The organism is Brachybacterium nesterenkovii, assembly GCF_900163655.1.
In the GTDB taxonomy this organism is placed as follows: Bacteria; Actinomycetota; Actinomycetes; order Actinomycetales; family Dermabacteraceae; genus Brachybacterium; species Brachybacterium nesterenkovii.
Genome location: NZ_FWFG01000045.1, coordinates 19,558 through 31,064, shown reverse-complemented (window position 1 = coordinate 31,064; position 11,507 = coordinate 19,558). Strand labels below are relative to the sequence as shown.

General features: G+C 72.6%; 11 protein-coding genes. 3 read left to right on the top strand and 8 right to left on the bottom strand.

Annotated elements, in window-relative coordinates:
• Positions 1-133 precede the first annotated feature (133 nt).
• Positions 134-1,540 (top strand): class II fumarate hydratase, encoded by a 1,407-nt coding sequence (locus tag FM110_RS04705; RefSeq protein ID WP_087103129.1) that lies wholly within the window; start codon positions 134-136, stop codon positions 1,538-1,540.
• 239 nt (positions 1,541-1,779) lie between these two features.
• Here FM110_RS04705 and FM110_RS04700 read toward each other — a convergent pair whose 3' ends face one another.
• The 6 genes from FM110_RS04700 to uppS form a co-directional block, all read right to left on the bottom strand.
• Positions 1,780-2,262 (bottom strand): hypothetical protein, encoded by a 483-nt coding sequence (locus FM110_RS04700; protein ID WP_143276260.1) that lies wholly within the window; start codon positions 2,260-2,262, stop codon positions 1,780-1,782.
• Between the two features lie 57 nt (positions 2,263-2,319).
• Positions 2,320-2,751 (bottom strand): hypothetical protein, encoded by a 432-nt coding sequence (locus tag FM110_RS04695; protein WP_087103125.1) that lies wholly within the window; start codon positions 2,749-2,751, stop codon positions 2,320-2,322.
• Positions 2,752-2,886: 135 nt separating this feature from the next.
• Positions 2,887-3,729 carry an endonuclease domain-containing protein gene (locus FM110_RS04690; RefSeq protein ID WP_234991910.1) on the bottom strand — a complete coding sequence of 281 codons (843 nt, stop codon included), beginning with the start codon at positions 3,727-3,729 and terminating at the stop codon, positions 2,887-2,889.
• 232 nt (positions 3,730-3,961) lie between these two features.
• Positions 3,962-5,542, bottom strand: coding sequence for a hypothetical protein (locus tag FM110_RS14730; protein WP_143276259.1), 1,581 nt, complete (start codon positions 5,540-5,542; stop codon positions 3,962-3,964).
• A 230-nt stretch (positions 5,543-5,772) separates the two neighbouring features.
• A complete protein-coding gene (locus FM110_RS04675) occupies positions 5,773-7,005 on the bottom strand; it encodes a PhoH family protein (protein WP_234991911.1) in 1,233 nt (410 codons plus the stop codon).
• 451 nt (positions 7,006-7,456) lie between these two features.
• Entirely contained in the window at positions 7,457-8,209 is a 753-nt protein-coding gene (gene uppS, locus FM110_RS04670) for a polyprenyl diphosphate synthase (protein WP_087103120.1), read from the bottom strand.
• Positions 8,210-8,766: 557 nt separating this feature from the next.
• Between uppS and trhA the strand changes: the two genes are divergently transcribed.
• Positions 8,767-9,438 (top strand): PAQR family membrane homeostasis protein TrhA, encoded by a 672-nt coding sequence (gene trhA, locus FM110_RS04665; RefSeq protein ID WP_407641027.1) that lies wholly within the window; start codon positions 8,767-8,769, stop codon positions 9,436-9,438.
• 42 nt (positions 9,439-9,480) lie between these two features.
• On the opposite strand, the gene FM110_RS04660 is transcribed toward trhA, so the two are convergent.
• Both FM110_RS04660 and mca read right to left on the bottom strand, forming a co-directional pair.
• Positions 9,481-9,867: a hypothetical protein gene (locus FM110_RS04660; RefSeq protein ID WP_087103118.1), complete on the bottom strand. Its 387-nt coding sequence runs from the start codon at positions 9,865-9,867 to the stop codon at positions 9,481-9,483.
• Positions 9,864-10,748 (bottom strand): mycothiol conjugate amidase Mca, encoded by an 885-nt coding sequence (gene mca / locus FM110_RS04655; RefSeq protein ID WP_407641026.1) that lies wholly within the window; start codon positions 10,746-10,748, stop codon positions 9,864-9,866. The genes FM110_RS04660 and mca overlap by 4 nt, the downstream gene beginning before the upstream one ends.
• A gap of 219 nt (positions 10,749-10,967) precedes the next feature.
• Here mca and FM110_RS04650 point away from each other — a divergent pair, with 219 nt between their 5' ends.
• Positions 10,968-11,411, top strand: coding sequence for a DUF4307 domain-containing protein (locus tag FM110_RS04650; RefSeq protein WP_087103115.1), 444 nt, complete (start codon positions 10,968-10,970; stop codon positions 11,409-11,411).
• Positions 11,412-11,507: the final 96 nt, after the last annotated feature.

The following is an 11,507-nucleotide window of genomic DNA, read 5'->3' as shown; positions in this document are numbered from 1 at the left end:
TTTTAATGATACGGCGACCACCGAGATCTACACTATCCTCTTCGTCGGCAGCGTCAGTTGTGTTTAAGAGACAGGCCCCCGTCCATCCCCCGGCCGCGCCCCCGCGACCACGACGATCCCGAGGAGTCCCTTCATGACCACGCCCGCCGACGACGTCGAGTACCGCATCGAGCACGACACCATGGGTGAGGTGCGGGTGCCCGCATCAGCCCTGTACCGCGCGCAGACCCAGCGCGCCGTCGAGAACTTCCCGATCTCCGGCCAGGGCCTCGAGCCCGCGCACATCCACGCCCTCGCGCAGGTCAAGAAGGCCGCGGCGCGCGCGAACCGCGAGCTGGGCGTCCTCGAGCAGGCCGTGGCCGAGGCGATCGTCGCCGCCGCCGACGCCGTCATCGCGGGAGAGCACGACGCCCAGTTCCCCGTCGACACGTACCAGACAGGCTCGGGCACCAGCTCGAACATGAACATGAACGAGGTCCTGGCGACCCTGGCCTCGGGCGACGACCTGCAGGTGCACCCGAACGACCACGTCAACGCCTCGCAGTCCTCCAACGACGTGTTCCCCACCTCGGTGCACGTGGCCGTGACCGCCGCCGTCACCGGGACGCTGCTGCCGGCGCTGGACCACCTGGCCTCCTCGCTCGAGACGAAGGCGCGCGCGTGGAAGGACGTCGTGAAGTCCGGCCGCACCCACCTCATGGACGCGACCCCGGTGACGCTGGGCCAGGAGTTCGGCGGCTATGCGGCCGCGATCCGCTACGGCATCGAGCGCGTCGAGGCGGCCCTGCCGCGCACCGCGGAGGTCCCCCTCGGCGGCACCGCGGTGGGCACCGGTATCAACACCCCCGCGGGCTTCCCGCAGCGCGTGATCGAGCTACTCGGCGAGCAGACCGGCCTGCCGCTGACGGAGGCGCGCGACCACTTCGAGGCGCAGGGCGCCCGCGACGGTCTGGTCGAGATGTCCGGGGCGCTGCGCACGATCGCCGTGTCGCTGACGAAGATCTGCAACGACCTGCGCTGGATGGGCTCGGGCCCCAACACGGGCCTGGGCGAGATCGCGATCCCCGATCTGCAGCCGGGCAGCTCGATCATGCCGGGCAAGGTCAACCCGGTGATCCCGGAGGCCGTGCTGATGGTGTGCGCGAAGGTGGTCGGCAACGACGCCGCGATCGCCTGGGGCGGCGCGCAGGGCTCGTTCGAGCTGAACGTGCAGATCCCGCTGATGGGCACGAGCCTGCTGGAGTCGATCCGCCTGCTGGCCAACGCCTCGACGGTGCTGGCCGACAAGACCGTCGACGGCCTCGTGGCCAACGAGTCCAAGGCCCGCTTCTACGCGGAGGCGTCGCCGTCGATCGTGACGCCGCTGAACAAGCTGATCGGCTACGAGAGCGCCGCGAAGATCGCCAAGCACGCCGTAGCCGAGCAGATCTCGGTGCGCGAGGCGACGATCGCCCTGGGCTTCATCGAGCGCGGGGAGCTCACCGAGGACCAGCTCGATAAGGCCCTCGACGTGCTGTCGATGACCTCGCCGAAGGCCTGACGCGCACATGACCGCCCTGGCCGGCCCCGACCCCGATGGGGTCGGGGCCGGCGTCGTCATGCCGCTGGAGCGCACCAGGCCGGTCGCCACGCTGCGCGGGACGAGTTCCTCGCCGCGTACCCGACACTCGATCCGATCTGGGACCTGACGCTGCCCCGCGACATCACGCCCGAGCAGATCATGCCGTGGTTGCGAGCAGTGAGGCCGCCTCCCCTGCTGTGCCGGACGCACCGCGTCCGCTAGGAGCCCCGCGTCTCCCGCCAGCGCCTCCACCGTGAGTCGTCCTCATCGAATGCATCGCCGACGGGATCCAGCGGCCGACCGGCGCGCAGGAGGAGACGCTGTACGGCCGCCTCAGCCGAGGCGTGCGACACGATCCCGCGCTGCTCCAGGTTCCGGATCGCCCCGTTCCGGACGGCGACCAGGCCGTCGCCGTCCGGCCCACTCCACCGGAACGGCAAAGAGGCCCTCGCGGCCGCGGGATCAGCGAGAACATCCTCGATGAGATCAAGCTGGTGCAGAAGCACCTGGGGTCGCGACCGACGGGAGACCCACGGCATCCTGAGCACGTCAAGGCGTCGGCAGTCGCTTCTGAGCAGCACCGAGAGCACCAGCAGCAGGCTCACCACCGCACAGGCCTTCGCAAGAAACACGGCCGACTCGGCCCCGACCACACGACTCGCAGGAATGAATCTGTCAGTCGCCCACGGGAACGCGGTCACCAGGCCCACTGCCCCAGTGGCGATCGCCAGGATCGACAACGGCTTCCCGTCCCGCCTTCATCGCCACGCCGTCCAGAGCGAGACTCCGAGGGTCCAGGCCAGAGCAACGCAGACCCATAGCGTCCATTGGCGCAGCTCCCCGATCTCGTCGCCGACTGCCGGGATCCAGGTGATGGCCAGGCAGACCATGAAGGTTCCTGCCGCACGAGTCCGGAACTGCCCGTACTCGTCGATGACGAACGACGGTCTTGTGGCCCGCACGCGCTGCGGGTAGTCGGCAATATTCTGCGCGATGGGGGCACGCTCCGACGCCATGATCGCCTCGAGCCGCCGCAGCACCGCGTCGTCGTCGGCGAAGTCCGCGGCATCGACGGTGCGCGCCCAGACCGCAGCCGCCACCGCGGGATCCCGGCCGAGAAGCGCGGTCCAGTCATCGTCGCGCTCCGCGCCGTGATCGTTCTCGTGCCGGTCATCGGCGCCTGCGTCCACTCGCGCATCGTAGACCCGCGCTGCGGCTCCGGCGGCAGCCGGCCGGGCGAGCACCCAGGGGCGCCCCGACGGGCGCGCGCTCCGACCGCTGAAAGTACCGAGGGCGCAGGCCTCTGGTCCCTATCCAGGCACCGCTCACCTCCCCGGCAGCGCCCGCCGATGGTCCCCGCGGGCGAGCACCGCGAGCAGCGCCTGCTCGGTCTGGTCCCACGTCACGAAGACCTGCTCCCAGGTCAGCCGCGTGACCGTGTACCCGAGCGCCCGAGACCGGAGGTCGCGCTCCCGGTCCTTCCGGTACTGCGCAGGGTCGTCGTGGAAGGCCCGGCTGTCGCATTCGATGATCCAGGACCTGCCCACCAGCATATCCGCCCGATGGTCCGCGGCGATCCAGACCTGGCTGCGGACCTCGAACCGCCTGCTCTCGAACCACCAGCGCACGAAGGTCTCCGTCCCGGACTCGGCATCGCCGCGGATGCGCGACAGGGCACGCCGCCGCCCGTGCGGAAGCGACGCGACGATATTCTGCGCCTCGCCGAGCGCGAGTGCGCCCGTCTCGACGGAGGACTCGAACAGGATCGCCGCGGAGACCACCGGCAGGCAGCGCCCCGCGTGGGACAGGACCAAGTCGAGATCGGGCACCGGATCGAGCGTCGGCCAGGCCTGCAGCACCGGCCCGTGGAGGACGACCGGGCCCTGCCGCGAACCCGCGACGTCGGTGCGCATCCCCGTCTCGTGATCGCGCCGCCGACGGATCTGCCGCGCCATCCCCAGATCGACCGCGAGCGTTCGAGCGGTCCGGGGCGCGAAGGCGTGGACGCGATCATCGATCGGCACCCAGAGGCCGTGCAGGGCGGCGGCGTCGAGACAGGTCGGGCGCACTCCCCGGGCGAGGAGATCCACGAGGTCAGCGGGGGCCTCCTCCGTCACATACCAGGGCGCGACATAGCGCATGGCGCCGCGACGCAGCAGGCGACGCACCGCATTGCGGTCGCAGCCGCGAGCAGCCAGGTCGCTGCGATGGATGATCCCCGGGATCCGTATGCGGGCAGTCGATCAGGGCGGGCGTGCCGCCGTCACCACCGCATCCAGTGCTGGGGACAGCCGCGCATCGGGGAGGAAACGGGGCACGATCGGTGCATAGCAGGCGGCCCGTCGGCAGCCCACCGCAGGGTCGTGGGAAGCGATGCACGTATGCGCACCGATAGGCCCTCTACGCGCCTATGCGCACGTATAGCTGCACTACTTCCCACACCCGCGGGAGCACCGCCTCACCGCGGCCTGTCCTGCACCCCCGCGGGAGCACCCAGTCCCGCGGGAGCACCGCCTCACCGCGGCGTGTCCAGCGCCTCCTCGGCGAACTTCTCCTGGGCGACGGGCGGCGAGCCGCGCGAGTAGAGGGTCTTCCAGGACGTCCGCTCGCTGCCGTCCTCGTCCGTCGAGACCACGCGGCGCTTGCCGAGCACCGGATCGAGCTGCGGGCAGGCCTCGTACAGCCGGGTCCGATGGCTGGCGAGAGCCCGACGCGCCGCGACGAGCAGGCCCAGTGCGAGCAGCCCCAGCAGAGCCGCTGCACCGGATCCACCGGCAGCGCCGGGTCCACCGGCAGCGCCGGGTCCACCGGCAGCGCCGGGTCCACCGGAAGCGCCGGGTCCACCGGAAGCGCCGGCCCCAGCACGCCGGCGGATGCCAGCAGCCCCCGAGGACCGTCGAGCAGCGGCCCCGGGAAGGCCGTGGCCCACTCCGGGATCCGCATCATCATGGGCAGGGACGCTCCGAAGCGCAGGACCACCAGGTCCCGCCACGGCACCGCCAGGGCGAGGACCGCCAGGGCGCCGGAGGCGGCGGCGCACAGCGTGCCGAGCGCACGCAGGGGGTGGCGGTCGCGGAGCATCTCCTGCGCCGCGGCCCGTTCCGCCGAGGGGGCCTCTCCGCGCGCAGCCCGGTCCTGCGCGACACCGACGACGTCCCGGACGGCCTCCGCTCGGCGGTAGGCGTCGCGGGCGAGCGCCCAGAACCGCTCCCCCGCGGCCAGCGCCACGGCCAGGAGCAGGGCCCAGCCCAACGCGGTGCGCGCCGGGGAGAACAGCTCGCTGAGGGTCTCTGGCAGGATCACCCACCACACCAGGTGGATGATCACGATGCCGCGGATCGTCCAGGCGAGGACCCGCCGCAGGAGCGAGTCTTCGATCGCTCGGTCCACGAGCGAGAGCGGGTGCGCCGTGGGCACCGGCATCGGGCCGGGCCAGCGCATGCGCACCTCCTCCCAGCGGTCGCGCTCGCCGCGCCGCAGGGGCGAGAGAACGACGATCATCACGATCCCGACCACGGCGACCACGGCCAGCAGCGCCGCGACGACGAGGAACCCCTCGCTCGTCCCGAGCCCCAAGCCGATGCAGGAGATCGCGAGCACCACCGTCACGAGGACAGTGCCACCCACGATGTCCCGCAGCCGGCTGATGGGGCCCTTGGCCAGACGGTGGCGCTCGATGATCGGGGGCGCGGCCTCCTCGGCGGTGCGGGCGGCCAGGGAGCGCATCGCCGCGAGCTCGAGCGAGGCCGTGGCAGCGCGAGCGAGCGCCCAGGCCGTGGCAGCGCGAGCGAGCGCCCAGGCCGGGACCAGCACCACGAGGAGGCCGAGGACCAGCAGCAGATCCCCCAGGTGATCGGGCAGCAGCAGGGCCTCGAGGGTGGCGAGAACGATCGCCGCCCAGGCCCCGTGACGCAGTCGTGCGACCAGATCGTCGATGCCGCGCACCAGGCCCGTGATCGGTCCGACGGGGAGGGGCCGCACCGGCCGGTGCGCACGGGCGGTCCGGCCTCTGCCGGGCACCGTCACCCTCAGCGGCGCATCAGAGCCGTTCGGCTCGTTGTCCTCCGACTGCGCCCAGGGCGGGTCCGCCCGCTCCTCGTCCGTCCATCCCGGTCCCGTCCAGGCCGCCCCTCACCGTGGTGTCCGTTCGTCGGCGCTTCCCACCCGGCGCCCCGCCCAGTACAGCACAGCGCGGAGCGCGGCGTCGGCCGTCAGAGCACCGGTTCGTCGAGCACGTGCGTGACGAGCTCGGCCACCTTCGAGCGCTCGGAGCGCTGCAGCGTGACGTGCGCGAACAGCTCATGGGTCTTGAGGGCCTCGACCACGCTGGCGATGCCGTCGTAGCGGCCGATGCGCAGATTGTCGCGCTGGGCGATGTCGTGGGTGAGGACCACGCGGGAGTTCTGGCCGATCCGCGACAGCATTGTCAGCAGCACGTTGCGCTCGAGCGACTGGGCCTCGTCGACGATCACGAAGGCGTCGTGCAGGGAGCGCCCGCGGATGTGGGTCAGCGGCAGCACCTCGAGCATACCGCGCGAGAGGACCTCGTCGATGACGTTCTGGGAGACCATCGAGCCCAGGGTGTCGAACACCGCCTGGCCCCACGGCCCCATCTTCTCGCTCTGGTCGCCGGGCAGGTAGCCGAGCTCCTGACCGCCCACGGCGTACAGCGGCCGGAACACCATGATCCTGCGCTGGGTGCGGCGCTCGAGAACGGCCTCGAGGCCGGCGCACAGGGCCAGGGCGCTCTTTCCGGTGCCGGCGCGGCCGCCGAGGCTGACGATCCCGACGGACTCGTCCTGCAGGAGGTCGATCGCCACGCGCTGCTCGGCGCTGCGCCCGGCGATCCCGAAGACGGTCTGGTCGCCGGGCACCAGGCGCACGGAGCCGCCGCGGACGATGCGGCCCAGCGCGCTGCCGCGGGGGCTGGCGAGGGTGACGCCGGTGTGGACAGGCAGGTGGGCGATCTCGGGGACCTCGATGCGCTGGCCGTCGTAGAGCGCGCTCATCGACCCCTCGTCGGTGGCCGCGGTGACCATCCCGGTGTAGCCGCGGTCGCGGGCGAGCTCGGCGCGGTACTCCTCGGCGTGGATGCCGGAGGCCGAGGCCTTGATGCGCATCGGCAGGTCCTTGGAGACGAGCACGACGCGCCGCCCCTCGAGCTGCAGGTTCTTGGCGACGGCCAGGATGCGCGTGTCGTTGTCGCCCAGGCGGAAGCCATCGGGCAGCGAGGCGACGCTCTGGTGGTTGAGCTCGACGTGCACGTGGCCGCCGTCGACGCCGATCGGCAGCGGCGCGGAGAGGTCGCCGTGGCGCTCGCGGAGGTCGTCGAGGATGCGCAGGGCCTGGCGGGCGAAGTAGCCGAGGTCGGGGTGGTGGCGCTTGGCCTCGAGCTCGGTGATGACGACGATCGGCAGCACGATGTCGTGCTCGGCGAAGCGCATCAGCGCATGGGGGTCCGACAGCAGCACGGACGTGTCGAGCACGTAGGTGAGGGTCTCGGTGCCCAGGCCCTCGAGGATTCCCTGCTCCGGACCGAGGGAGGGGACAACGGGCGCGGCGCCGTCGGGCAGTCGCTGCTCCGGTGCCAGCGTCGAGGCCCCCACCTCCGCCCCGCCGATGTCGTGACCATGCGTGCCGTGGTCGAGGTCGAGCGCTGCGGTGTCGTCCATGGGGGCCTCCGGTGATCGACTGCTTTCCGCGACGCTAACCCCGGGCCGTGCCCGCCCTGCGCCGCGCCCCGCGCACCGGGTCGAGAGGTTCACGCGAACGTCACCCGCCATTGGCCGACGGGCCCGCGCGGCGTCAGCGACCGCGCGCTGCGGTCGCCCTCGCACTGCGGTCGCCCACGCACTGCGGTCGCCCGAGCGCCGGGGCCGACCGAGCGCCGGGGCGTCAGCCGCCGAAGCGGCGCTCGCGGGCGCAGTAGTCGGCGAGCGCCCGCAGGAGGTCGGCGCGCGCGAAGGCGGGCCAGTTGGCCTCGCAGAACCAGTACTCGGAGTGGACGGACTGCCACAGGAGGAAGCCGCTCATCCGCTGCTCCCCGGAGGTGCGGATGATGAGGTCGGGGTCGGCCTGGTCGTGCGTGTCGAGGCGCTGGGAGACGGCGTCGATGCTGACGGCGTCGACGAGGGCGTCCGCGTCCAGGCCGGAGGCGGCGCCCTCGCGCAGGATCGCCTGCACGGCGTCGACGATCTCCTGGCGGCCGCCGTAGCCGATCGCGAGGTTCACGTGGAGGTCCCGCGTGGGGCGCGCGGCGTCGAGGATCGCGGCGAGGCGCGCATGGACGCGCGCGGGCAGCAGCTCGGAGCGGCCGACGATCCGGACGGTGTAGCCGGCGCCCGCGCAGCGCTCGACGGCGTCGGCGATGATCCCGTAGAGGGCCTCGAGCTCCTCGGGCGGGCGGGAGAGGTTGTCGGTCGACAGCATCCAGACGGTGACCAGCGGGATCGAGAGCTCGTCGCACCAGTCGAGGAGGTCGGCGATCCGGCGGGCGCCCTCGCGGTGGCCCTCGGCGGTGGAGACGCCCACCTCGCGGGCCCAGCGGCGGTTGCCGTCGACGATGACGCCGATGTGGCGGGGCAGCGCGCAGCCCTCGAGCGCGGCATCGAGCGCAGCCTCGAGCTCCTCGTCGCGGGCCTGGGTCATGCGCCCCTCCTCGTCGTCCGCCGTCCGGTCGTCCCTGCGGGCCTGCCGCCCGCTCCCCACCGCTGTCGGCGGCTTCCCCGCCGATGCCTGCGGATCCCGGCCGCGCTCGGCGGTCCCCCGCCGCGGTCGCCGACTCGACTGAGCTGTCGACGACGCGGCTGAGGTGCGCCATTATTCCCGACGGCGGGCACCCCTCGCGGGCCGACCGGGCCTCGCCGTCGGATCGTCACGGGACCTCCGCATCCTGCAACCCCGTCAGCACCACGGCGGCATCGCAGCAGCGCCCAGGGTACGGCGCGCCCACGCCCCGACCGCGCCCCGGCAGCATCCGGCAGCCGGACCCCATTCCTCCTTACGGCACCGTAGGTTACGGTGGCGTCATGACGACTCACAGCATCCGCGACGGCGCCGCGCCCGACGCTCCGGACACCGGGCACGACGCCTCGGACGACGCGCGCGACTCTATCCTCGACGGCGGATCCGCCACGATGCGGAGCGGTCGCGACGGCGCTCACGCGACCGCGGACCCGCTCGCCCCCGACGCGGTGAGCCCCGGCATGCACCGGGCCGCCCTCCGCCGCGCCAATGCCCTGGGCGCGCAGCTGCCCAAGCCGCGCCTGCGCGGGATGATCCACCTCATCACCTTCCCGACCGCGATGATCGCCGGTCTGCTGCTCGTGGCCGTCGGCCAGGATCTCGGCACGCGCCTGGCCTGCGTGGTGTTCGTGACCACCGCGGGCCTGCTGTTCGGGATCAGCGCGACCTACCACCGCGGCACCTGGCAGCCCCAGCATGCACTCATGCTGCGGCGCTTCGACCACGCCAACATCTTCATGATCATCGCGGGCACGTACACGCCGCTGGCCGTCGCCCTGCTCGAGGGCCGGGATCGGATCACCCTGCTGACGATCTGCTGGGCCGGTGCCGCAGTCGGCGTCGCCTTCCGCCTTTTCTGGACCGGTGCGCCGCGCTGGCTGTACGTGCCGGCCTACGTCGCTCTGGGCTGGGTGGCCGTGTTCTACATGCCGCAGATGCTCGCGGGCGGCGGCTGGACCGTCGTGACGCTGATCGTGGCCGGCGGCGTCCTCTACACGCTCGGCGCGCTCGTCTACGGCCTCAAGCGCCCGAACCCCTCTCCGACCTGGTTCGGCTTCCACGAGATCTTCCACTCGTTCACGGTCGCGGCCTTCGCCTGCCACTTCGCGGCGGTCGTGCTCGCGGTGCGCTGAACCGCAACCTGCCAGGGCACAGCCCGGTGCAGCCCTGAGCGCTCAGTCCCGCGCGTCGGGCCCTTCCGCCGAGCCGTCGTCGTCGCGGTCCGACTCGGCCGCGCCGCCGTCCAGCGGCGCCTCGCCATCGTCCTTCCCGGCCCCCACCGCGCTGCCGTCCGCGTCCTCGTCCACGATCCTCTCGGCCTCGAGACGATGGCGCTCGGCCACGCGCTCGCGGGCCTGGATGCGGCGGATGCGGCGCGTCATGTCGACGATGAGCAGCACGGTCGCCGCCCCGATGAGGAAGACGACGATGAACCCCGTGACGCCCGGCGTCACGTTGGTGGGGGTGAAGCCCTCGCCCCCGTCGGAGGGGCCGTCGGCCAGGACGGTCAGCGTCTCGGCCGGGAGCGCGGTCGCGGCGAGGGCCACCAGGGCGGCGCTCATCGGATCCCCGCGAACAGGTCGGTCTCCGGGAGGGTCACGCCGATGCGCGACATCCGCAGCTCGTAGTCATCGGTGGGCCACGCGGCGTCCAGCACGTCATGGGGCACCGCGAAGAAGAACCCGTCGGGGTCCACCTGGGTCGCATGCGCCCGCAGGGCCTCGTCGCGGATCGCGAGGTAGTCGCGCACGTCCACGCGGGTGGTCAGCAGGCGGTCGTCGCGCTCGTCGAAGCGCTCGAGCCAGGCGTCCAGCTCCGCCGACCCCATGCCCTGCTCCGTCATGTAGCGGGCGATCGCGGCGAAGCGCTGCCGGGAGAAGTCGTTGTTGTAGTAGACCTTCAGCACCTCCCAGGGCTCGCCGAGCTCGGGCGCGAAGGTCCCGTCCGCGGCGAGGTCGACGGCCCGCATGGACACCCGGTGGGTCATGATGTGGTCCGGATGCGGGTAGCCGCCGTTCTCGTTGTACGTGGTGAGGACCTGCGGGCGCAGGCGGCGCAGCGCCTCGACGAGCGGGCGGGCGGCGACGTCGAGCTCGAGCGTCGCGAAGGACCCCTCGGGCAGCGCCGGCAGCGGATCGCCCTCGGGCAGGCCGGAGTCCTCGAAGCCAAGCCACTCGTGGTCGACGCCGAGGATCTCCTGGGCACGGGCCATCTCGCGACGGCGCACGGCCGGGAGGTCGGCGAGCGCCTCCGGGTCCTCGGCCATCTTGGGGTTCAGGATGTCCCCGCGCTCTCCGCCGGTGCACGTGATGACGGTGACCTGCACGCCCTCGTGGACGTAGCGCGCCATGGAGGCGGCGCCCTTGGAGGACTCGTCGTCGGGATGGGCGTGCACGGCGACCATCCGCAGCGGGGCGGATGGCGCGGTCGCGGTCTGGGTCACGGGGCTCCTCGGATCGTGCAGGATCGGCGCGTCGGACGGGGACGGCCTCCGGCAGATTACGCCACGCGCCTGCACGCGCGCGGAGGAGTGACGCGGTCGAGCTCCCCCTCCCGACGCGGTCGAGCGCGGCCCCGGGCCCCCGCCCGCTCGCTCCGGATCGATCGGCCGGCTCGATCGACCGGCACGATCGCCCGGCGATGGTTCTGAGACACTGGCCCCATGCCCACCGCTGCGCCCGATGACACCGTCGGCCCCTCCTCCGAGCGCCGGAGCGATCTCACGCGCGCCGAGCGCCTCGATGCCCGATACGGTCGCCGCCCCGACGGGGGTCGCGGGCGGATCGTCGCGATCATCGCCGGGACGATCCTCGTCGCCGCCACGGTGTTCGTGGGGCTGCGCTTCGCCGACCAGCCGGTGCGCGCGGACACGGTCTCCTACGAGCATGCCGACGCCGGCGCGATCTCCCTGACGTTCCAGGTCACGGCCCGTCCGGGCACCGCGGTGAGCTGCGGCGTGCAGGCGCTGAACTCGACGCGCGGCCAGGTGGGCTTCGCGCAGGTCGATATCCCCGCGCAGGACGCGGCGCAGTCGCTGCACACCGTCGAGATCGCCACGCAGGGCGAGGCGGTCTCCGCGGAGGTCGTCGACTGCGAGCGCGCCTGACCGCCCTCCGATGTGGTGGCGGACGCCCGAACGCGCCCTGCGCGCCTGAGAGGGCCCACCGCGGCCCGCATGTAGAATGGCGCGATCCACCACGGT

Bases quoted from the DNA above. Each gene is read 5' to 3' on its own strand.
- FM110_RS04705 (WP_087103129.1), top strand. From the start codon at position 134: ATGACCACGCCCGCCGACGACGTCGAGTACCGCATCGAGCACGACACC.
- FM110_RS04675 (WP_234991911.1), bottom strand. From the start codon at position 7,005: ATGCGCTTCGCCGAGCACGACATCGTGCTGCCGATCGTCGTCATCACC.
- uppS (WP_087103120.1), bottom strand. From the start codon at position 8,209: ATGACCCAGGCCCGCGACGAGGAGCTCGAGGCTGCGCTCGATGCCGCG.
- trhA (WP_407641027.1), top strand. From the start codon at position 8,767: ATGCACCGGGCCGCCCTCCGCCGCGCCAATGCCCTGGGCGCGCAGCTG.
- FM110_RS04660 (WP_087103118.1), bottom strand. From the start codon at position 9,867: ATGAGCGCCGCCCTGGTGGCCCTCGCCGCGACCGCGCTCCCGGCCGAG.
- FM110_RS04650 (WP_087103115.1), top strand. From the start codon at position 10,968: ATGCCCACCGCTGCGCCCGATGACACCGTCGGCCCCTCCTCCGAGCGC.